The organism is Sphingomonas sp. AAP5 (assembly GCF_004354345.1).
Classification (GTDB): domain Bacteria; phylum Pseudomonadota; class Alphaproteobacteria; order Sphingomonadales; family Sphingomonadaceae; genus Sphingomonas; species Sphingomonas glacialis.
The window spans coordinates 3,052,724-3,074,548 of the sequence record NZ_CP037913.1 but is presented as its reverse complement, the minus strand read 5'-3'; the positions used below and the strand labels follow the sequence as shown (position 1 = coordinate 3,074,548).

Sequence of the window (21,825 nt, the reverse complement as noted above, 5' to 3'; positions counted from 1 at the left end):
CCCGCGCTGTCCTACATCACGGGATTGTGGTATGCCTTCCAGGCTTTTTGAAATCGTCGAACGCTCCCGCCTGCATTATGCAAGGAATGGAAACGATCGCCGCTGAAGATGTCGCGTTTTGGGGTCAATCGAGTCAAGCGAAAGCCCCCCCCGACCTGCGTCCCCCGTTGCCGTGCTTACCCGCCCAGCTTCCCGAACGCCGCCTCATAGCCCGCGCGGTCGCCCGCGCTCAGCAGCGTGGCCTGCTCGATCCAGCGGTCGCGCGTCATGCGGCCCTTGAAGACGCCGAGCTTGGCGTCGAGCGCGGCGGCGGCATCGGGGGTCAGCGCGGCGATCTGCTCGACGCGAGTGATGCCGAGGTCGACGAGCGTTGCCGCCAGCTTGGGGCCGAGCCCCTTGATCTGCGTAAGGTCGCTCGCGATCGGTGTCGCCGCGGCGGGCGCTGCAGCCGGGGCTGGAGTGGGGACGGGCGCTGGGGCCGGGACAGGTGCTGCAACTGGGGCTGGGGTCGCAACCGGCGCTGGAGCCGCGACAGGTGCGGCAATCGGAGCCGGAGTCGGAGCCGGAGCAGAAACTGGTGCAGCCGCAGGCGCTGGACGCGGCATCTCCGCAGCGTCAGGCGCGCGCTCCGCCTTCGGCACGTCGGACGACACCGCCGGCGTCCCGTCGATCGACGCGCTCCCCGGCTCGGCGGTCGCGCCGTGCTCCTCGGCGATCGCGAAATTCTCCTCGACCTGCTTTGCCGCATTGCGGCGGCGGCGGGCGATGATCGTGCCGTAGATCAGGATCGCGATCGCGGCGGCGGCGAGCGCGACCATCAGGATGACGTGCGAGATGGTGATCGGCACCATCACGTCGATCGCCTGATTGGGGTTCTGGGGGCCGGAAGACATGACGCTACTCCTGAAGTTCACAAAGGCTAACGCACAAGCTCAGCCCGCGTCGCGCGCAATCTCGCGCCAGCCGATGTCGCGGCGGCAGAAACCGCTCGGGAAGCCGATCTGGTCGACTGCGTGATACGCCGCTTCCTGCGCGGCGGCGACGGTATCGCCGAGCGCCGTCACCGCGAGCACGCGCCCGCCCGATGCGACGAGCTGCTCGCCGTCGAGCCGCGTGCCCGCCTGGAAGACCAGTGCGCCGGTCTCCTCGGCTTCGGCCACGTCGTCGATCGCACCCCCGCTCGCCGGTGTGCCGGGATAGCCGTTGGCGGCGAGCACGACGGTCAGCGCGGTCTGCGCGACCCACTTCGCGGGCCCACGCTCGCCGAGCGCGCCGGTCGCCACCGATAGCAGCAGCTCGAGCAGATCCTCGTCGAGCCGCGCCATCAGCACCTGGCACTCGGGGTCGCCGAAGCGGGCATTGTATTCGATCAGCTTGGGGCCGTCCTCGGTCAGCATCAGCCCGGCATAGAGCACGCCCGAAAACGGTGTCCCCGCCGCCGCCATCGCCGCGACGGTCGGCTTGACGATCTCTTCGATCGCGCGGGCTTCGAGCTCGGGGGTGAGCACGCGCGCCGGGCTGTACGCGCCCATGCCGCCGGTGTTGGGGCCGGTATCGCCTTCGCCGACGCGCTTATGGTCCTGCGCCGAGCCGAAGCTGAGGATGTCCGTGCCGTCGGTCAGCACGAACAGGCTGGCTTCCTCGCCTTCGAGGAATTCCTCGATCACCGCTTCCCCGCCACGCGCGCCGAACAGATCGGCGAGCGCCGCCTCGGCTTCTTCACGCGTCATCGCGACCGTCACGCCCTTGCCGGCGGCAAGGCCATCGGCCTTGACGACCACGGGAACGCCGAAGCGATCGAGCGCATGGCGCGCCTCGGCGCGGCTCGTCGCATGGACATAGCCCGCCGTCGGGATGCCCGCGCGGTCGCACAGCGCTTTGGTGAAGGCCTTCGAGCCTTCGAGCTGCGCCGCTGCCTTGTTCGGCCCAAATACCGCGACGCCGGCGGCGCGGAGACTATCGCCGAGCCCGTCGACCAGCGGCGCCTCAGGGCCGATCACCACCAGTTCGACCGACTGTTCGGCGCAAAAGGCCACCACCGCGGCGTGATCGGTCAGCTCGAGCGATACGATCTGCGCATGCGCTGCAATGCCCGGATTGCCGGGTGCGGCGAACAGTGTACGCAGGCGCGGCGATTGCGCGAGCTTCCAGCTCAGCGCATGTTCGCGACCCCCCGAGCCGATCAACAGGACATTCAATGGCGGACCCTTTTCTAGAGATTGCGCGGCGCGAGGGGATGGGCGCCGGATTGGGCGGCCTCGTAGCCGAGCCCGCTCCCGGCGACAACGCCGCGCCGATGAGTGTCGGGGAACTCGCCGGAAAGCTCAAGCGCGTCGTCGAGACCGAATTCGGCTTCGTCCGGCTGCGCGGCGAAATCTCGGGCTACAAGCGCGTGTCGTCTGGCCACGCCTATCTCAGCCTCAAGGACGACAGCGCGGTGATCGACGGCGTCATCTGGAAGGGCAATGTCGCGCAACTGGGCTTCACCCCGCAGGACGGCGCGGAGGTGATCGCGACGGGCAAGATCACCACCTATCCGGGTCGCTCCAAATATCAGATTATCATCGATCGGATGGAGCTGGCGGGCGAGGGCGCGCTGATGGCGCTGCTCGAAAAGCTCAAGGCGAAGCTTGCGGGGGAGGGGCTGTTCGCACCTTCCGCCAAGAAGCCGCTGCCGTTCCTGCCGCGCCGGATCGGCGTCGTCACCTCGCCGACGGGCGCGGTGATCCGCGATATCCTCCACCGGCTCGAGGATCGCTGCCCGACGCACGTGCTCGTCTGGCCGGTCAAGGTGCAGGGTGCGGGCGCCGCCGAGGAGGTCGCACGCGCGATCGCCGGGTTCGACGCGATGCCGCTCGGGGACCGGCCCGACCTCGTCATCGTCGCGCGCGGTGGTGGGTCGATCGAGGATCTGTGGGCGTTCAACGAGGAAGTCGTCGTCCGTGCGATTGCGGCCTGCAGCATCCCTTTGATCTCGGCGGTCGGCCACGAGACCGACACCACGCTCGCCGATTTCGCCGCCGACCTGCGCGCGCCGACCCCCACGGCGGCGGCCGAAATGGCGGTGCCGGTGCTCGCCGATTTGCGCCTGACGCTGGCGGGCTATGGCAACCGCACCGAGAAATGCGCGCGGCGCTATGCCGAGCGCGGCCGCGAGCGGCTCGACGCGCTGGTCCGCGTGCTGCCGCGCCGCGACGCGCTGCTCGGGCCGCAGCGGCAAAAGGCCGACGATCTCGGCGCGCGGCTCGACCGCGGGCTCGAACGCCGCGTCGTCGTCGCGCGCGGGCAGCTCGATCGCTCGGCAGGCGCCTTGCGGCTCGCGACGCTCGACCGCCAGCTCGAACGCGGGCGCGACCGGCTGAGCGCGACGTGGCGGCTGGTCGAATCGCTCGGGCCCAATGCGATCCTCGACCGCGGCTACGCCTTCGTCTCGGCCAGGCCCTCGGGCGCGGTGGTCGGTTCGGCGAGCGCGGCGCGCAGCGCCGGCACCGTCACGCTCCACTTCCGCGACGGCGAGGTCGACGCCAAGGTTGAGCGCAGCGGCGCCAAGGCATATGGTGGCACGTCACCCGAACAGCCCACCCTCCTCTAAAAGAGCCGCGCCATGTTGATGTCCAATACCGATCGCCCCGCGCGGCTCCACTTCATGGCGAACGGGTTTCGCGTGCTGGCGCCCGGCGATCACGTCGTCTGCGCGGTCACGGCCACGCGCATCGCGCTCGACGATCTGCGCTATTGGAGCGTCGCCAAGCAGGAAGCCTATGCCAGCGCGGCGCTCGCGACCGAAGCGATGACGCCCGCATGAAGGCCCGGGGGGGCATTTCGATCATCGCCAACTGGACCACCGGTTTCGCCGCAATGGTCGTGCTCGGCAGTTGCGCGGCGGCGGCCGAGCGTTCGGCTCCCCAACAAGCGGCGCCCCAGCGCGTCACCGCGCCGCCGGTGCGCCGTCCGGCGCCGCTCCCGGCAAGCTTCAGCTACACCGGATCGATGATCCAGGGCGGCATCGTCATCGGCATCGCGCCCGCCGGCACCAGCCTGTTGAGCTTCAACGGCGCCGCGATCCCGGTCGCGTCTGACGGCCGCTTCCTGATCGGCTTCGACCGCGATGCCGGCCCGAGTGCGAGCCTCGTCGCGACGCTCGAGGATGGCCGCGTCGTGCGCGACACGCTGACGATCGCGCCGCGCGGCTGGGACATTTCGCGCCTGTCGACGCTCCCCAAGATTCCGCTGCCGCAACCCGAATTCGACCGGCTCCGCCCCGCCGAACTCGCGCAGATCAACGCCGCGCGGCGCGTCCAGTCGGATTCGCAAGGCTGGCGGCAGACCTTCCTGTGGCCGACGACGGGCCGCATCTCGACGCTGTTCGGCTCGCAGCGGATCTACCAGAATGGCGAGGCAGGGTCGTACCATTCGGGCCTCGATGTCGCCAAGCCGCAGGGCTCGGTGCTCCTCGCGCCCGCCGACGGCGTGGTCATTCTGGCCGCCGATCACCCCTTCACGCTCGAGGGCAACCTCTTGATGATCGATCACGGCAATGGCCTCAACACCGCGTTCCTCCACCTCGCGCGGATCGACGTGCGCGTCGGCGAGCGAGTCCGGCGCGGGCAGCCGGTGGCGCTGTCGGGGATGACCGGGCGCGCGACCGGGCCGCATCTGCACTGGAGCCTGAAGTGGCGCGAGGCGAAGATCGATCCGCTGCTGGTTGCGGGGCCGATGCCGCGTTCGGAATGAGCGGCGATCGGTGAAGCGGCGTTTGTAACGCCAAACCGGTTTCATTTGAAATAGTGTTGCATTGCGGCGACACTTGGAAAAGTTCCGTTACGAACCCTTTACAATACGGTCTCTGCCTTACAGTCTCGTGACATAGCGACGACACGGGGGATCGTGGTCGTCGCCGGCAACACTGCCGTAAGCACAACAGGGGTTTTCTTCGATGCAGTCCATGCAAGCCCGCGCAGTCGCGCGTCTTCGTTCAACCGCAGCGCCCGTCGCATTGCTCATTGCGCTTTCGGCGGGGCCAGCCTTTGCGCAGAGCACCGCACCGCTGCCACCTGAGTCCGCGCCGACCCAGGCGAGCGAAGAAGGCAAGGACATCGTCGTCACCGGCTCGATCTTCCGCCGCACCAATACCGAGACGCCGTCGCCGGTCACCGTGCTGACCACCGAGACGCTGTCGCGTGCCGGCATCACCAACATCAACGACGCCGTGCGCTCGATCTCGGCCGATGGCGCGGGCTCGATCTCGACCGGCTTCACCAACGGCTTCTCGGCCGGCGGCGCCGCGGTATCGCTGCGCGGCCTCGGCGTCTCGTCGACGCTGGTGCTGATCGACGGGCTGCGCTCGACCAACTTCCCGCTCAACGACGACGGCCACAACGCCTATGTCGATCTCAACTCGATCCCGTTCAGCGCGGTCGAGCGGATCGAAGTCCTCAAGGACGGCGCTTCGTCGAGCTACGGTGCAGACGCCATCGGCGGCGTCGTCAACATCATCATGAAGAAGCACTTCACCGGCGTCTCGGGCACGGTCGAAGGCGGCGTGACCGAGAAGGGCGACGGCGCCCGCTATCGCGCCAACCTGACCGCCGGCTATGGCGACTATGACGCCAAGGGCTGGAATTTCTACGTCAACGGCGAATATCAGAAGGACCAGCCGATCGGCGCGACGACGCGCGGCTTCCCGTACAACACCAACGATCTGAGCTCGATCGGTGGCCTCGACAACAATAGCGGCGACAGTTCGCTGCAGTTCCAATCGACCAACGCCGTCGTGCGCCGCGCAACGCAGACCGATCCCAACAATCCCTTCGCCGGCGGCGCCGCCTCGGGCACCTACACGCTGCTCGGCGGGACCGCGCAGTGCACGCGCGGCACCTTCACGGTGGCGGGCGCTGCGGGGGGCACGGGCTGCGCGCACGATTACGGCCAGGAATATGGCACGCGCTATAACGACATCCAGCCCTCGCAGGAGCGGTACAACTTCAGCGGGCGACTGAGCGTTCGCCTTTCCGACGCAATCGAGGGCTATGCCACCGGCAGCTATTCGCACAGCCAGGTCACGATCGGCCGCGCGCCCAACGGCATCCGCCAGACGCAGCCATACGGTGCTTCGCCGACCCAATCGTCGAGCAACCCGGGCATCGTGCTTCCGGCCTTCGTGTGCGCAGCCGGCATCAACTGCCTGACCGCCGCAGATCGCCGCTTCAACCCCAACAACCCGTATGCGGCCGAGGGCAATGCAGCGCGCATCTATTATGCGTTCGGCGACATCCCGGTCTATTCGATCCGCAACAACGAAGTGATCCGTGGCGCAGTCGGCTTCAACGGCGACATTGCAGGCGATTATCACTGGAAGGTCGATGCGGTCGGCGCGCGCGACAATTTCTCGATCGAGAACCACGGCGTGCTCGACATTGCCGGGCTGAAGAACGCGATCAACACCGGCGCTTACAACTTCGTCAATCCGTCGCTGAACACCGAGGCGGTGCGCAACACGATCGCGCCGGTCTACACGACTCCGTCGCACACCTCGCTGATCTCGGTCGATGCATCGATCGCCAAGGACCTCTTCGCCCTGCCAGGTGGCAATCTGCAGGTCGCGGTCGGCGGGCAGTTCCGCCACGAGACCGAAGTCAACAACAGCAACAACCCGGGTCTGACCAAATACGCCAACACCTCGGCGGCGTTCGGTACGCATGACGTCTTCGCTGGCTATTTCGAAGTCAACGCGCCGATCCTCGACACGCTCGAGGTCAACGCTTCGGGCCGCTACGATCATTATTCGGAAGGCTTCAGCCACTTCTCGCCCAAGATCGGCGCCAAGTGGACACCGATCAAGCAGCTCGCGATCCGCGGCACCTATTCGAACGGCTTCCGCGCGCCGACCTTCGCCGAAAATAATCCGGCGTCGAGCTATGCCGGCTTCGTGACGGTAACGCCGCCGGCGAGCTTCCAGCTGGCACATGGTGGCCTGATCACTGGTGGCAACACCAACCCTTACGCCCAAGCCTACAGCCTTGGTTCGGGCTCGACCGGCAACCCCAATCTGAAGCCCGAGAAGTCGCGCAGCTTCACCGCCGGGATCGTGGCCGAGCCGGTCCGCAACGTCAGCTTCACGGTCGATTACTACAACATCAAGAAGACCGACGTGATCGTGACCGGTCCGGATGCGCTCACTGCCCGTGCGAACTATTTCGCTGGGACCGCGCTGCCGGCAGGCTACACCGTTTCGGCCGTCGACTCGCCCGATCCGCTGTTCCCGAACGCGCTGCCGCGCGTGCTCATCATCAACGTGCCGTTCGTCAACGCCGGCTCGATCAAGAGCTCGGGCCTCGACTTCGGCGCCAACGTGACCGTTCCGATCGCCGACGGCGTGAAGTTCACCAGCCGCCTCGATATGACCTATGTGATCCAGTACGACCTCGATCCGGCGACCGGTGGCAAGATCCAGAAATATGCCGGTACGCTTGGGCCTTACGAACTGTCGTCGGGTGCTGGCACGCCGCGCGTCCGCGGCAACTGGCAGAACACGCTCGACTTCGGTCGCTTCGCGCTGACCGCGACGACCTATTACGTGTCGCGGATCAAGGAAGTCGCCGCTGACGAAGGCGACGATCTGAGCTGTGCCAATGCGAAGGGCGAGAACACCGGCAACCTGTACGGCACTGGCAACAACTTCTGCTATATCAAGCGGTTCGTCTATGCCGACGTCAACGCTGCCTTCAAGGTGAACGACAGCTTCACCTTCAACGTCTATGTCGGCAACATCACCGGCGAGAAGGCCCCGCTGGCACCGGCATCGTATTCGGGCGCCAACTACCTGCCGACCTGGCACATGGCCGGGATCGTCGGTCGCAGCTTCCGCGCTGGGGCGAACTTCAAGTTCTGATCTCGCGGCTCCCCGAGCGGGTTTGCCTGCTCGGGGGTGCCGGCGGGACGGCGCAGCGGCGTGGCGAAAGCCCCGACGTTGCGCCGTTTTGCTGTGTGCGGTGCCGACGCGGCGATTGCCGCCGTCATCCGGGCTAACGCCTGGAGCGCTTCAAACCGACGCAGCGCATGCACGTCACAAGATCCCGGCCTTCGCCGGGGTGCCGATGCGACCGCGTCCGAATCAGCGGAGGCGTTTCACATCGACCGCGCGGCCTTTGCCGATCTTGGCGGTATAGCGGCCCAGCATGCCCGCCTTGATGGTGACCGTGTCGCCCTTGCGCGGATCGAAGGTCGGCGATTCAGCCGTCGACTGCCATTCCCCGCCTTCGGCAAGCCCGAACGCCCACAGGCCGTAGGCCGCCTGGCGGGCGGATGTCACGGTGCTGGTGATCTCGCGAACGTCGGTGTCCGAATCGGCGCGGGGATCCTCCTTGCCGGTGCCGAACAGATTGAGGTGCGGTAGCGAGAACCCGAACAGCGAGCGCTTGGCGCGCTGGACAGCTTCGCGGTCGACGATCCTGATCTCGTGGCGATCGCGCGCGGAGATAAGGGCCGCGCTGGCCTGTTCGTAACACGCCAGGCGTTGGTCGGCGGCTGCCGTGCGACATGCAGCGAGCGCCGAAACCAAGCCTTCACCCCGGCTCTCGGTGGTCTGCGCTGCGGCAGGGAGTGGCGCCAGCGCAAGGCAGGCGATCAGGGCAGTGGCGCGTGTGGGCAAGAGACCGTGCTCCCATGGTTGTAGCCGTCGTAGCGGGCGCCCGCCGGGCGGAAATCTGTCCGAACGTGGCGATCTGTATCTAAAACATCACAGCCCGAACAATATTCACACGGCGGCGTATTAGCCCGTTGCGGTCCTACCTCGGGATATCATACCCATGTGTCAACGTCCGTCCAAAATCGGACACAGATTACACCAGCCGAACAGGCCGGAATGGGGGTTTTATGAAATCGACGACGCGGTCCATTTTGCTTGGGTCCACTCTCTTCGCCAGCGCGGCACTGGCCTCGGCGCCTGCCTTCGCGCAGACGGCACCCGCAACGCCGCCCGCTGACACCACCGCGCAACCCGCGCCCGCAGCGCAGCCGACTCCCACGGAAAGCGGTGCCGATATCGTCGTCACCGGCAGCCTTATCCGCAATCCCAATCTCGTCAGCTCGACGCCGGTTGCAGTGATCGGTTCGGACGAACTGGCGCTGCGCCAGACCAACACCGCCGAACAGGTCCTGCGCGATCTGCCGGGCGCGGTCGCGAGCATCGGCTCGGCGGTCAATAACGGCAATGGCGGCGCCAGCTACGCGGATCTTCGCGGCCTCGGCAACTTCCGCAACGTCGTGCTGCTCGACGGCAACCGCATCACGCCGTCGAACACCGTCGGTCGCGTCGATCTCAACAACATCCCGCTCGCGCTCGTCCAGCGCGTCGAGACGGTCACCGGCGGCGCTGCCACGACGTATGGCGCCGACGCCGTGTCGGGCGTCATCAACTTCATCACGCGCCAGGATTTCTCGGGCGTCGAGGCGACGGTGTCGAACCAGATCACCGAGCGCGGCGATGGCCACACCTATCGCGCCGATCTGACGATTGGCGCGAACTTCGACGACGGCCGCGGCAACGCGGTGCTGTCGGTCGGCTATCAGCATTCCGACCCGGTCTATCAGGGCGCGCGCAACATCGCGGTCAACAACTACACCTCGACCAGCGGCGCGGCCGGTGGTTCGGGCACGACGGTGCCGACGCGCTTCTCGGTCGCCGGTCTTGGCACGGGGGCTGCACGCGTTTCGGGCAATCGTCAGATCAACCCGACCACGGGCGCGCTGCAGTCGCCGGTCGTGCCGTTCAACTTCAACCCGTACAACATCTTCCAGACGCCGTTCCAGCGCTACAACATCTACGGCGCGGCGCGGTATGACATCTCCGACCATGTCGAAGTCTATTCGCGCGGAATGTTCTCGAAGAACCAGGTGAGCACGATCATCGCGCCGTCGGGCAGCTTTGGGTCGTCGCTCGCGATTCCGTTCTCGAACCCGTATCTGCCAGCGGCAGCACGGCAGACCTTCTGCGATAACAACCCGACCTTCAGCGCAACGGGCGTCCAGGTCGCCCAGCTGACGGCAGCGCAGTGCGCCGCCGCAGCGACGGCAACCGCGACGACCGATCCGAACTTCCGCTACTTCACGGTGGCGACCAACCGCCGCACGACCGAAGTCGGCTCGCGTCTGTCGGATTACACCACGACGTTGTTCGATTACCGCGCCGGCGTGAAGATCGGGATCACCGATTCGATCAAGCTCGACATCAACGGTTCGTACGGCGAATCCGAGAACATCCAGTCGATCCAGAACTATGTGCTGACCTCGCGGCTTCGCGCTGCGGCGTTTGCCACCAATACCACGAGCTGCCTTCCCAACGGGCCCAACGGCGCCGCCAGCATCACGGCGGGGACCGGCTGCGTTCCGATCAACCTGTTCGGACCTGAAGGATCGATCACGCCGAATCAGGTGTCGTATCTGACCGCGAACAGCACGACGTCAAACCGCGCATCGCTGGCGCAAGCGCGCGCGCTGCTCAACGGTGACATCGGCGTGACGTCGCCCTTCGCCGATACGCCGATCGGTTTCGCGCTGGGTACCGAGTATCGCAAATACACCGCGTCGCAGGCGTCCGACACGCTGTCGCAGACGCCGGGCGAGCTCGGTGGCGCAGGCGGTGCAGCGCCGACCTTCCAGGGCGGCTATCATGTCACCGAAGGCTATGGCGAGTTGATCGTTCCGGTGGTCACCGACAAGCCGTTCTTCAAGAGCCTGACGCTCGAGGGCGGCCTGCGCTATTCGAGCTACAAGGTCGATACCGCGGGTTCGCGTGGCTATGACACGCTGACCTACAAGGGCGGCGCAACCTGGGAGCCGACGAGCGGGATCCGCATCCGTGGCACCTATCAGCGCGCTGTTCGCGCGCCGAACATCAACGAACTGTTCGCACCGGTTTCGACCGGCCTGACGAACCTGTCGTACGATGCGTGCGCCGGCACCGGGCCGACCACGAATGCCAACCTCCGCGCGGTCTGCCTTGCGCAGGGCGCCCCGGCGGCCTCGATCGGCAGCATCCAGACCCCGACCGCAGCGCAGGCCAACTTCACCGGCGGCGGCAATCTCGCGCTCCAGCCCGAAAAGTCGGACTCCTACACGCTCGGCCTCGTATATCAGCCGAACTACGTTCCCGGCCTGTCGGTCTCGGTCGATTACTACAATATCTCGATCAAGAACGCGATTTCGCAGCCGACCGCAGGCGACGCCTACAATCTGTGCTTCGGCAACCGCACGGGCGCCGGGATCACCGCCGCCAGCGCGTCGAACGTGGCGTGTACGTCGATCCGCCGCAATCCGGCGACCGGTGCGCTCGACGGCGATCCCGCAACCACGGCCGGTCTGTTCATCGCCCCGAGCAACCTCGGTACGGTCCTCACCGATGGTATCGATCTCAACGTCAACTATCGCCGTAACCTCGGTTTCGCGAAGCTGAACCTCGGCTTCCTCGGCAACTGGACGTCGCGCTCGAAGTTCCAGGCGACACCCTTGTCGCTGGTCCGCAGCTGCGTAGGCTATTACGGCCAGAACTGCGGTTCGCCCGCTTCCGCTGGTCCGTCGTCGTCGGCCGGCTCGCTCCAGCCGCAGATCACGTGGAACCAGCGCACCACGCTGACCTTCAACCGCGTCGATTTCTCGGTGAACTGGCGCCACATCAGCTCGATGCGCGTCGAGCCGGGCGTCACGACGTTCAGCGGCACGATCGCCACGGGCGCACTGGCGGGCAAGGCCGTCAATTTCGGCAAGATCCCGTCGTACGATTACTTCGATCTGACGACGCGCTTTGCCATTGGCGACCATTTCGACCTGACCTTCACGGTCATGAACCTGTTCGATCGCGATCCGCCCGTCGTCGGTGGTACCGTCGGTTCGACCACGTTCAACAGCGGCAACACCTATCCGTCGACCTACGACGCGCTGGGCCGTCGCTTCGCAGTCGGCGCCACCGTCAAGTTCTGACGGATCTCCGACACGGGCAAACAGGGGGCGGGCCGCAAGGCTCGCCCCTTTTTGTATGCGTGCCGCGCTCGCGCGGGATGCTTTGAGACCGTGGACTTCGTAGGCAAGGCGGCGGCACGCGCCCGCCGCCGCCGGGCCTAATCGCCGCTGCCGAAGCGTTCGATCCACGGCGCGAGGATTGGCAGGACCGGGCCGAGCTGGTCGGCATAGCGCCGCCACTGGCCACCGCCATTATAGAGCCCCTTGCGCACTTGCGTCTCGCTCGCGGTACGGACGCCACGGTTCCTCGCCGTGCTGGCGAACGCTGCGAAATCCTCGGTCCAGGCGATCCCGATGAACTCGGCCAGTGCGCGGACGGTGGGTTCGAACTCCCCGACCAGTCGATCGTAACGGACGTCATGCGTCGCGATCGGCAGCGTCTCGCGGACAAGGTCGATCAGCCGCATCAGCGAATCATAATGCCGCGCGGTCTCTTCGAGATCGCTGAACGCCCAGGCACCCGCACCGGGCGTGAAATTGACGCGGAAACAGCTCAGGACGACGTCGCGCGGGTCGCGGCGCATCACGACAAAGCGCGCCTGCGGGAACAGCCGCGCGAGGATCGGCAGCTTGATCCCGTTGAACGGGTTCATGTCGACGAGCACCTTGCCCGCGACAGATGTTTCGGCGAGCGCCGCGACGCGCGCCCAATAGCGCGTCCGCAAATCGAGCAGCAGCGCGGGGTCGAGCGTATCGAGGTCGGGCATCGTGCCGTCATTGGCAAGCAGCGCGGCGTCGATATCGACCAGCGTGTCGCGTTCCTCGAGCGCGACGACATCGGTCGCGCTCGCCAGCACATTCTCGATCAACGTCGTTCCCGACCGCGGATAGCCCAGCAGGAAGACGTGCGTCGCGGCGGCACCCGCGACGCGCTTGTCGGCGGGCAATGCTGCGATTGAGCCGGTCGCGGCGACCTGCGCGCGGATCGAATCGATGAAGGCGCGGTGCGACGGACGGTCCACCGCCGGCGCGAGCTGTTCGCGATACGCCTCGCGAAAGGTGGCTTGCGCTGCACGATACGCGTCGAACGCTTCGGCGGGGCGGTCGAGCCGGTCGAGCGCGTCGCCGAGCAAGGTCAGCGTCCGCGTGCGATCGTCCAGCGCGAGCGGCGTCTCGAGCAAGGGGCGCAGCAAGGCCTCGGCACGTGCGCCGTCGCGCGCTTCGACCGCGAGCAGCGCCAGCGCGAAGATCGCCGACGGCTCGTGTGGGTTGAGCGCCAAGGCGCGCTGCGCATAGCTTTGCGCGCTCCCAGCATCGCCGCGCCGCGCGGCGGCGTCGCTCAGCTTGCCGAGCGCCGGCGACAGCGTCGGATCGAGCGCGAGCGCGCGGTGATAGCTGTCGGTCGCGGCGGCATCGTTCCGCAGTGCATCGAGCACATAGCCACGTTCGAGCCACGCCGCCGAATGCCGCGGTTCGGCCGCAACGACGCCATCGAGCACCGCGAGCGCGTCTTCGAGGAACCCCTGTTTGCGCAGCACCGCGCCGATCGAGCCGAGGATCGCAACGTCGCCCGGGCTGAGCGTCAGCGCTTGGCGGAGCAACGCGTGTGCCGCTGCGAAATCGCCGGCTTCCTCCTTGCGCCACGCGGCGAGGTTGAGCACGAGCGGATCGGCGCGCTCCGCCGCGAGCTCGCGCTCGGCGAGCCTTGCGGCGTTCACCACATCGCCCGCCGCAAGCGCTTGATCGATCTGCGATCTTTGCGATCGAGGTGCGACCGGCGGACGGCGGTTCTGCGTGTTTCGCTTTGACATTAGTCCGCCATAATCCGTATCGTTACGCAGGCACATCGCCATATGCTGTTATGCTGTGAGGACGTCATGCTGATCCTGCTCTTGCTATCGCTGACGGCTCCCGATCCGCAGCCAACACCCGCGCAAGCGACGAAGACGGCCGCCACCGCGCCCGAGAAGCGCGTCTGCCGGGAATTTCCGGTGACCGGCTCGCTGGTCGGAAGCCAGAAGGTGTGCAAGACGCGACGTGAATGGGACATCGACCGCGAAAGAATCCGCGCGAGCGGTCTCACATCCGGTGTCTGCGGCAATCAGGGCATCAGCGGGAATTGCTGAGCGCCTAGTCAAGCAAGCCCGCCGGGGCGATCAGCGCGATCGCGTTTGCCGCCGCGACCGCTTCTGCCCAGATCGCGACCTTTTCGATTTCGTCGGCGTGGAGCGTGTCGCCGCGCTGAAGCTCGGCGGCGCGATCGCGTGAATCGAACGCCGCGCCGGACTTGGAATGGGTGGTGAAGGCCGGTCCGTGCGCCATCGCCGCGAGCGTCACCGGATCGATCGCGCGCTGCGTCAGCGCAGCCAGACTCGCGAGCGCCGCCGACGGATCCGCCATCAACGTGGCGCTGTCGAGCGTGCGCACCCGCGCCGGCCCGAATTGCGCGACCAGCCGCGCGAAGAGCTGCTGGTGCGCGAGCCATCCGACCGCGGCGACCTGCAGGTCGGTCAGCCCGAGATAGTCGCGCGGACCAAAGCCGAGATTGACGAGCCCGTCGTCGAGCATTCCGGTCAGCAGCGTGCGCACCCAGAGCCGCCCGTCCAAACCCTTGCGCGCGATCGAGCCGAGATAGGTGCGCAGTGGCGCATAGAGCAGCACCGCACAGGCATCGCCGCGCAGCGTCAGCAGGGCAGGGGCCAGCGCGTTGACCGCGGTCGACGGCTTGACGAACACCGCTTCGCCCGGCTCGAACGGACGCGCCAGCAAGGTCAGCACATCGTCGAGCACCTCCGCCATGTCGGGCCCTTGGCCGCCGCGGCGGCGCCAGCCGATGATGTCGTTGAGGATCACCGGCTCTTTCAGCCCCATCGCCCAGCCGGGGTGATCGAGCGCGCGCGCCAGCAGCGTCGAACAGCAGAAGGCCGAGTGAAACAGGAAGTGGATCGGCGCGGCCGTCGGTGCGGCGGCGATCGCGTCGGCGCGGCGTACGACGAGCGGGGCGAGGCCAGCGGGCAAATACTCGTCGGTGAGGAAGGTCGCGCGGCGGTGCTCGGCGCGCGGCACCGGCACGAAATGCACGGCGTCGTGGCCGGGATCGTAGCGATGCGCGAGCCAGCTCGCATCGCGCACCGCTTCGGCGATCGATCCCGGCTGGCCTTGCGGGCCGCCCGACAAGGTGGCCGGCGTCATTGCGCCTGTTTGTGCAGCCGCGCGCGCGTTGTCTAGTCGGTTCGACGCCGATATGCAGGTGGCATGGACGATGCGGATATTCAGCGGATGCTTCAGGCGGGGGTCCAGGAGCGGCGCGCCGGACGGCCTGAAATCGCCGCGGGCCTGTTTCGCGACGTGCTGGCACAGGCCGGCGAGCATCCGCTGGCGCTCAACGCGCTGGGAATGCATGCCTTGGCGCTATCGCGTCCGGGAGAGGCCGCGGCCTATTTCGAGCGCGCGATCGCCGCCGACGCGCTTGCCCCCGAATTGTGGATGAACCTCGCGCGCGCGCGCCGCGAGCAGCGCGACGACGCGGCCGAGGCCGCCGCGCTCGAAGGCGCGCTGGCGATCGACCAGCGGCACTTCATGGCGCTGGTGCGGATGGCGGAACTGCGCGAGCGCCAGGGGGACGAGGCCAGTGCCGCCGACCGCTGGGGCAGCGTGCTCGCGATGGAAGCCTCGATCGAGGAGCGCAGCCCGGCGCTAGAGTTGATGTTCGACCATGCGCGCGCCTTCGTTCGCGAGCAACGCGCGGCGTTCGGCAATACCATCGACCGCGGGCTCGCCGCTGTGCGCGAGGCGATCCCGGTGACGGAGCGTCGGCGCGCCGACGCGTGTATCGATCATGCGCTCGGGCGGCGCGCGATCTATGCGAACGTCTGTGCCGGGATGCACTTTCCCTTCCTTCCGGCCGAGGAATATTTCGCGCGTGCGCATTTCCCGTGGCTCGCTGAGATCGAAGCCAAGGCCGACATGATCCGCGCCGAGCTCGAGACGATCCTCGCCGAGGATGCCGCGGCGATCCGCCCCTATGTCGCGATGCCGCCGGGGACGCCGCAGAACAAATGGTCGGCGCTCGATCATTCGCTGCAATGGGGGGCGCTGCATTTGTGGAAGGACGGCGTGCGCGACGGCGCCGCCTGCGCGCGCGCGCCGCGTACGGCGGAAGCGATCGCGGCCTTGCCGCTGTCCGATCTGCCGGGCCGCACGCCGACGGTGTTCTTCTCGCTGCTCCAGCCGGGCGCGCATTTGCCCGCGCATACCGGGGTCAGCAACGTCCGCTCGATCGTTCATCTGCCGTTGATCGTGCCGCCCGGCTGCAGCTTCCGCGTCGGCGGCGAGACGCGCGACTGGCGCGCGGGCGAGGCGTGGGTGTTCGACGACACGATCGAGCATGAGGCGTGGAATCGCTCGGACCGGATGCGCGCGATCCTGATCTTCGACGTGTGGAACCCGTATATCACCGAAACCGAGCGCGACCTGCTGCGCCGCTTCTACGCGGTCGCTGCCGAGACCGACGTCGCGGGTCAGTCCGCGCTCGGCGTCAGCGACTGAGCGCGGCTGCCAAAAGCGCGGCGTCGGGCGCCGCGGTCGCCGCGTGGCGTGCGACATAGCCTTCCGCCGCGTCGAGTTCGGGCGCGATCGCCGCAGCAACCTCGGCCGCGCGAGTGCGCCGCGCCGCATTGTCGAACGCGACGCTCGGATTCTTCGAATAGGTCGAGAAGAGCGGGCCCGCGACGACCGTCTCGAGCGTCTGCGCGGCGATCGGCACGCCGAGCTGCGCCGCGGCGGCGTGCAGCGTCGGGAGCGGCGCATCGAACAGCGTTTCCGCATCGAGCGTGCGGGCATTGGGCATCGCCGCCAGCGCGGTGGTGAACGCCTCGACTTGCGCGAGCCACAAGGCTGCACCGCGCTCGGCATCGCTCAGCGCCGACCAGTCGCCGAGATAGGGCGCCAATTGCGTCGTCACGTGGCGCAGCCAGCCGCGGTGATTGTCGTCGCGCAGGATCGCGAGCAGATACGCGCGCAGCGGGAGATAGAGCAGGATCGCGGGCGCGTCGCGCTGTGCCGCGGCGATCTGGGGCAGCAGGAAATTGACCGGCACGTTCGCCTTAACCAGCGTCGGCGCATCGCCGCGATAGCGCTTGCCGAGCATCGCCAGCACCAGCGCGAGCCGGGCAGGGTCGCGCTCGATCGCGCTCTGCCGCAGCGCCAGCGGCTCGCGCAGCACCAGGCTGGCGGCCGGATCGTCGAGCGCGCGCGCGAGCAAGGTCGATCCGCAATGCGCCATGTGGAAGATCCACGCGGTCGGCGCGGCGCCCCGCGCGCGCGGCATCAGATCGGCGAGCGGCAATGCCATGCGCTGCGCCGCCGCCGGCGAAATCCGGTGATCGAGAAAGATCGAACGATGATAGGCGGCGCGGTCCATCGGCACGAACACCGCATGGTCCTGCTCGAACGCCTGCAGGAAATGATCGGGCGAGCCGAAGAGATCGTCGAAGGTCAAGGCCACGCTTCGCTGTAGCGCGCAGGCGTGATGGCGGCTATCCCCGGTAGGCCATGGCCGCCATTCATTTGCCCGCGCTTCACCAGCCGCACGTCGTGATCGAAGCGACCGGCGAAACCTCGATTTTCGAGCTCGACCGGGCGCGCCTGATCGATCTTTACACGGCGCATGGCGCGCTGCTGTTTCGCGGCTTCGGCGTCGATGTCGCCGGCTTCGGGACCTTCGCCAAACAGTTCTGCGCAACCTCGGTGGTCAATGAAAGCCCCGGGCGTCAGCCGGTCGATCCTGCGGCGAACGTCTTCACGGTCGATGCCGGAAACGGTGCATTCGCGCTCCATCCCGAACTGTCGCGCGAACCGTGGAAGCCCGATGTCGCCTTTTTCGGCTGCATCGTCGCGCCGCGATCGGGCGGGCGCACGACGATCTGCGACGGCGTCGCGCTCGCCCGCGAAATGCCCGAGCCCGTGCGCCGTGCGCTCGCGAGTCGGCGCCTGCTCTACATCAAGCCGACATGGCCGGCGCTGCTCGACTATTGGCTCGGCACGCCCGAGCCGAGCGACGCGCAACTCGCGTCCCCGCCGCCCGGCTGTCCCTATTATTTCCGGCGTTATCCCGATGCTGGGATCTTGCGCGTGTTCAGTCGGCCGGCGCTGCACATTCCGATGTTCAACGACGCACCCGCCTTCGGCAATTTCCTGCTGTTCTCGCGCTTCAACCACGGGCGCGCCGACCATCCGGTGCTCGACGACGGTCACCCGGTGCCCGAGGAGTGGTTGCAGGCGATCAAGGCGACGGGCGATCGACTCAGCGCCGAGATCGAATGGGATCCGGGCGATCTGCTGATGCTCGACAATACCCGTTTCCTGCACGGACGGACCGCGATCGTCGATACCGCCGAGCGCGTGATCCTGACCTATTTCGGCTATCTCGATTTCGCGCGGCCCGACCCCGAGGAGCCCGCGAACGCGATTTGGCGGCGCGAGGATTTCGAACCGCCGTTGCGACCGGATCATCCGCGGTTGACGGTCGCCGACTGAGCGCTCGATCGGTGCGCGCGGGGGCGTTTAGCGGCCGCGGACGAGCCAGCACCGTCGCGACGCAATCTGTGCGGGGATGCACGCAAAAGACCCCGAATCTTTCGTAAATCGCCGAGTTACAGGCCGATATGGCCGGTCCGGATGCAATGTTGCAGCGCGGTTACAGGTCGTTGCAGAAGTTATCATCGATTCGTTTCGCGTATTTACAGCGACCCGGCGCGCCGCCAATCAATCGCCATGTCTCGGGGGGCCGAGCACATGTTCGGTTACGAGACTTGCCATCTACGCAGCACCGCGAGCGATCGGGGGGCGTGCGTTCAGCAAGGAATCGCATGTGACTGACACGACCTTTATCGCGCGTAAGACCCGGCTGCTGGCCAGTGCTGCATCGTCCGCCGTCCTTCTTTCGCTCGCCGTTCCGGCTTTCGCTCAGGACCAGGCGCCCGCTCCCGCTCCCGCAGCGCCCGCGCCCACACAGGCTGCGCCGGAAGACAATGGCGGCAAGGACATCGTCGTCACCGGTTCGCTGTTCCGCCAGGCGGTGACGCCGTCGCCCGTCACGACGCTTTCGGTGGAAAGCCTCGACCAGCGCGGCATCCAGACGGTGCAGGACGGTATCCAGCGGCTGTCGTCGAACAACGGCCCGGCGCTCACCAACTCGTTCACCGCGAACGGCGCTTTCGCCGGCGGCGCGTCGGCCGTGTCGCTGCGCGGCTTGTCGAGCAGCTCGACGCTGGTGCTGATCGACGGCCTGCGCGCCGCCTATTATCCGCTGGCCGACGACGCGACGCGCAACTTCGTCGATCTCAACACCATCCCCGACGACATCGTCGACCGGATCGAAGTGCTCAAGGACGGCGCCTCGTCGAGCTATGGCGCCGACGCGATCGCGGGCGTGGTCAACATCATCACCAAGCGCAGCATCCAGGGTGTTTCGGGCCGCGCCGAGGCCGGCATCTCGCAGGACGGCACCGCGCCGAGCCAGCGTCTGTCGCTCACCGCGGGCACGGGCGATCTGAACGAGAAGGGCTATAACGCCTATATCAGCGGCTTTTATTATCACAGCGGCCAAGTCCGCAACAGCGACCTGCGCGCGCCGTTCAACTCGTCGAACCAAAGCGGCATCGGCGGCCCGAACGACATCGTCAGCGGCGATAATTTCGGTGCGACCACGGCCGGTTCCAACCTTTACGTACGGCCGACCGGCGGCACGCAATATTCGCTGCTGGGCAATGGCTGCGCCAACGGGACGCCGTCGACCAACACCGTCGGCGGGATCGTACCTTCGACGGTCTGCGGGACCGACGCGATCAACCAATATGGCGTCGTCGCCCCGAACATCGATCGCTTCGGCGGGTCGGCCAAGTTTACCGCCAAGGTCGGCAGCACGTCCGAAGCGTATGCCGAGTTCAACTTCCTGCAGACGCGCAGCAGCTACACCGGCAACCCGTCGCAGATCTACGCGAACGCTCCGGCCGGCATCTTCTTCCAGCCATACTCGACCCGCTCGAACGCTGCCTCTTATGCGGCGGGTTCGGGCGCACTGACGCTGCCGGTGTTCGTCTGCGCTGCACGCGTCAACTGCACCGCGGCCAACGGCACGTTCAACCCGAACAACCCCTATGCCGCCTCGGGCCGCACCGCACAGGTGATCGGCACGCTGCCTGACACCGTCATGCGCGACGAGACGCGCTACCGCGTGTATCGCGCCGCGGCGGGCATCCACGGCACGGTGTTCGGCGATTGGGACTATCGCCTCGACCTGACCGCGATGCATACCGACTTGCGGCGCAAGCAGGACGGCTATGTCTACATCCAGCATCTGCTCGATGTCGTCGCGGACGGCACCTACAATTTCGCCAACCCCGCGGCGAACAGCCAGGCGGTTCGCAACTATCTGACGCCGACCAATACCACCGATTCGAGCTCCGATCTGTATCAGGCGCAGGCAAGCGTGAATAAGGCACTGTTCCAGCTTCCGGGCGGTCCGCTCGAGCTCGGCGCGGGTGCTTCGGTCTATTACGAAGCCGTCGACTCGCCGAGCGCAAACTCGGACATCAACGGCCCGACGCAGCGCTACTTCACGATCAACGCGTTCGGCACCAGCGGTCATCGGACCGTCACCTCGGGCTTCGCCGAGTTGAACGCACCGATCGTCGACCAGTTCACGGTCAACGCTTCGGGACGGTACGACCATTACTCGACCGGCCAGGGCGCTTTCTCGCCGAAGGTCGGCGCGAAGTTCACGCCGTTCAAGCAGCTGACGATCCGCGGCACCTGGTCGCGCGGTTTCCGCATCCCGAGCTTTGCAGAAGCCAATGCGTTGCCGACCACCGGCTATGTCACGAACTCGGCAGGCCTGTTCAACAACGCCTACCTCGCGCAGTATAACTGCACGACCGCGACCTTCAGCACCGCGTGCCCGACCTATCTGCGTTCGGGAAGTTATGGTGCGACCACGCTCGCCTCGCCCAATCTGAAGCCCGAGCGGTCACGCAGCTTCACCGGCGGCGTGGTGTTCGAGCCGATCCGCAACGTGACGCTGACGGTCGATTACTTCAACATCAAGAAGACCAATGCGATCACCTCGCTGACGTCGGGCGACGCGCTCAACGCGTATTATTCGGGCGCAGCGATCCCGGCTGGCTTCACCATCACGCCGGACGCGGCGGACCCCGCCTTCCCGAATGCCAAGCCGCGGGTGCTCTACGTTGCATCGGCGCTGGTGAACGCCAACACGATCAAGTCGTCGGGTATCGACTTCGGCATCAACAGCCGCGTCCGCTTCCACGGGATCACTTGGACCAGCAACCTCGACGCGACGATGCAGATCGAGCTCAGCACGAGCTTCCCCGATGGCCACTCCGAAACGTACGTCGACACGCTCGGCAACTTCAACCTGACCGCGGGTTCGGGCACGTATCGCTGGCACGGCAACTGGCAGAACACCTTCGAGGCCGGTCCGGTCGCGCTGACGGGCACCGTCAACTATACGTCGGGCTATGATCTCTCGGCGGAAGACCAGGGCACGGGCTATAAGGATTGCGGCCTGGCACCGTCGCCGGCGTACACCGGCTGCCGCGTGAAGAGCTATATCACCTTCGACCTCAACACGAGCGTCAAGGTCAACGACCGGATGACCTTCTACGTCAATGCGATCAACCTGTTCGATCGCCTGCCGTCGATCGATCCGGTCACCTATGGCGGGTATCTGTACAACCCGGTCCAGTCGGGCGAGGGCATTTACGGCCGCCGCTTCCTGGCGGGGGCAAAGTTCAAGCTGTAAGATCGCACTTTGCGCGAACGGAAAAAGGGGCGGCCTCGCGGTCGCCC

At 66.8% G+C, this 21,825-nt stretch carries 15 protein-coding genes; 9 read left to right on the top strand and 6 right to left on the bottom strand.

Features of this window, described 5'->3' with window-relative positions:
- Positions 1-176: 176 nt before the first annotated feature.
- The gene (locus tag E2E30_RS14160; protein WP_133190835.1) at positions 177-893 is read right to left on the bottom strand and encodes a hypothetical protein; all 717 of its coding nucleotides are present in this window, start codon (positions 891-893) and stop codon (positions 177-179) included.
- Between the two features lie 39 nt (positions 894-932).
- Positions 933-2,198, bottom strand: a complete 1,266-nt coding sequence (purD, locus tag E2E30_RS14155) for a phosphoribosylamine--glycine ligase (RefSeq protein ID WP_133190833.1) — start codon at positions 2,196-2,198, stop codon at positions 933-935.
- Between purD and xseA the strand changes: the two genes are divergently transcribed.
- From xseA to E2E30_RS14135, 4 genes are all read left to right on the top strand, one after another.
- A complete protein-coding gene (xseA, locus tag E2E30_RS14150) occupies positions 2,198-3,592 on the top strand; it encodes an exodeoxyribonuclease VII large subunit (RefSeq protein ID WP_443018341.1) in 1,395 nt (464 codons plus the stop codon). The two genes, purD and xseA, sit on opposite strands and share 1 nt — an antisense overlap.
- A 12-nt stretch (positions 3,593-3,604) precedes the next feature.
- Positions 3,605-3,805, top strand: coding sequence for a DUF2093 domain-containing protein (locus E2E30_RS14145; RefSeq protein ID WP_133190831.1), 201 nt, complete (start codon positions 3,605-3,607; stop codon positions 3,803-3,805).
- Complete coding sequence (locus E2E30_RS14140) at positions 3,802-4,734, top strand: M23 family metallopeptidase (RefSeq protein ID WP_240698947.1); 933 nt, start codon at positions 3,802-3,804, stop codon at positions 4,732-4,734. The genes E2E30_RS14145 and E2E30_RS14140 overlap by 4 nt, the downstream gene beginning before the upstream one ends.
- A 202-nt stretch (positions 4,735-4,936) precedes the next feature.
- Positions 4,937-7,891: a TonB-dependent receptor plug domain-containing protein gene (locus E2E30_RS14135; RefSeq protein ID WP_133190829.1), complete on the top strand. Its 2,955-nt coding sequence runs from the start codon at positions 4,937-4,939 to the stop codon at positions 7,889-7,891.
- A gap of 222 nt (positions 7,892-8,113) precedes the next feature.
- Here the strand turns inward: E2E30_RS14135 and E2E30_RS14130 are convergent, their stop codons facing one another.
- Positions 8,114-8,650 (bottom strand): hypothetical protein, encoded by a 537-nt coding sequence (locus E2E30_RS14130; RefSeq protein ID WP_133190827.1) that lies wholly within the window; start codon positions 8,648-8,650, stop codon positions 8,114-8,116.
- A gap of 224 nt (positions 8,651-8,874) precedes the next feature.
- On the opposite strand from E2E30_RS14130, the gene E2E30_RS14125 reads away from it, so the two are divergent.
- The gene (locus tag E2E30_RS14125) at positions 8,875-11,976 is read left to right on the top strand and encodes a TonB-dependent receptor domain-containing protein (protein WP_133190825.1); all 3,102 of its coding nucleotides are present in this window, start codon (positions 8,875-8,877) and stop codon (positions 11,974-11,976) included.
- Between the two features lie 137 nt (positions 11,977-12,113).
- On the opposite strand, the gene E2E30_RS14120 is transcribed toward E2E30_RS14125, so the two are convergent.
- Entirely contained in the window at positions 12,114-13,766 is a 1,653-nt protein-coding gene (locus E2E30_RS14120; RefSeq protein WP_165954528.1) for a tetratricopeptide repeat-containing sulfotransferase family protein, read from the bottom strand.
- A 66-nt stretch (positions 13,767-13,832) separates the two neighbouring features.
- Between E2E30_RS14120 and E2E30_RS14115 the strand changes: the two genes are divergently transcribed.
- Positions 13,833-14,081, top strand: coding sequence for a hypothetical protein (locus tag E2E30_RS14115; RefSeq protein WP_133190821.1), 249 nt, complete (start codon positions 13,833-13,835; stop codon positions 14,079-14,081).
- Between the two features lie 4 nt (positions 14,082-14,085).
- Here the strand turns inward: E2E30_RS14115 and E2E30_RS14110 are convergent, their stop codons facing one another.
- On the bottom strand, positions 14,086-15,147 hold the full coding sequence (locus tag E2E30_RS14110) for a hypothetical protein (RefSeq protein ID WP_133190819.1): 1,062 nt from the start codon (positions 15,145-15,147) through the stop codon (positions 14,086-14,088).
- Between the two features lie 63 nt (positions 15,148-15,210).
- Between E2E30_RS14110 and E2E30_RS14105 the strand changes: the two genes are divergently transcribed.
- Positions 15,211-16,503 (top strand): aspartyl/asparaginyl beta-hydroxylase domain-containing protein, encoded by a 1,293-nt coding sequence (locus tag E2E30_RS14105; protein WP_133190817.1) that lies wholly within the window; start codon positions 15,211-15,213, stop codon positions 16,501-16,503.
- On the opposite strand, the gene E2E30_RS14100 is transcribed toward E2E30_RS14105, so the two are convergent.
- Positions 16,493-17,461 (bottom strand): hypothetical protein, encoded by a 969-nt coding sequence (locus E2E30_RS14100; protein WP_133190815.1) that lies wholly within the window; start codon positions 17,459-17,461, stop codon positions 16,493-16,495. The genes E2E30_RS14105 and E2E30_RS14100 overlap by 11 nt on opposite strands.
- A gap of 47 nt (positions 17,462-17,508) precedes the next feature.
- Between E2E30_RS14100 and E2E30_RS14095 the strand changes: the two genes are divergently transcribed.
- A complete protein-coding gene (locus E2E30_RS14095; RefSeq protein WP_133190813.1) occupies positions 17,509-18,492 on the top strand; it encodes a TauD/TfdA family dioxygenase in 984 nt (327 codons plus the stop codon).
- A gap of 334 nt (positions 18,493-18,826) precedes the next feature.
- Entirely contained in the window at positions 18,827-21,778 is a 2,952-nt protein-coding gene (locus E2E30_RS14090) for a TonB-dependent receptor domain-containing protein (RefSeq protein WP_240698946.1), read from the top strand.
- The last annotated feature ends 47 nt before the right edge of the window (positions 21,779-21,825 follow it).

Excerpts from the sequence above, each read along its gene's own strand:
- E2E30_RS14160 (WP_133190835.1), bottom strand. The coding sequence starts at position 893 with ATGTCTTCCGGCCCCCAGAACCCCAATCAGGCGATCGACGTGATGGTG.
- xseA (WP_443018341.1), top strand. The coding sequence starts at position 2,198 with ATGGCGGACCCTTTTCTAGAGATTGCGCGGCGCGAGGGGATGGGCGCC.
- E2E30_RS14145 (WP_133190831.1), top strand. The coding sequence starts at position 3,605 with ATGTTGATGTCCAATACCGATCGCCCCGCGCGGCTCCACTTCATGGCG.
- E2E30_RS14140 (WP_240698947.1), top strand. The coding sequence starts at position 3,802 with ATGAAGGCCCGGGGGGGCATTTCGATCATCGCCAACTGGACCACCGGT.
- E2E30_RS14135 (WP_133190829.1), top strand. The coding sequence starts at position 4,937 with ATGCAGTCCATGCAAGCCCGCGCAGTCGCGCGTCTTCGTTCAACCGCA.
- E2E30_RS14125 (WP_133190825.1), top strand. The coding sequence starts at position 8,875 with ATGAAATCGACGACGCGGTCCATTTTGCTTGGGTCCACTCTCTTCGCC.
- E2E30_RS14120 (WP_165954528.1), bottom strand. The coding sequence starts at position 13,766 with ATGTCAAAGCGAAACACGCAGAACCGCCGTCCGCCGGTCGCACCTCGA.
- E2E30_RS14115 (WP_133190821.1), top strand. The coding sequence starts at position 13,833 with ATGCTGATCCTGCTCTTGCTATCGCTGACGGCTCCCGATCCGCAGCCA.
- E2E30_RS14110 (WP_133190819.1), bottom strand. The coding sequence starts at position 15,147 with ATGACGCCGGCCACCTTGTCGGGCGGCCCGCAAGGCCAGCCGGGATCG.
- E2E30_RS14105 (WP_133190817.1), top strand. The coding sequence starts at position 15,211 with ATGGACGATGCGGATATTCAGCGGATGCTTCAGGCGGGGGTCCAGGAG.
- E2E30_RS14095 (WP_133190813.1), top strand. The coding sequence starts at position 17,509 with ATGGCCGCCATTCATTTGCCCGCGCTTCACCAGCCGCACGTCGTGATC.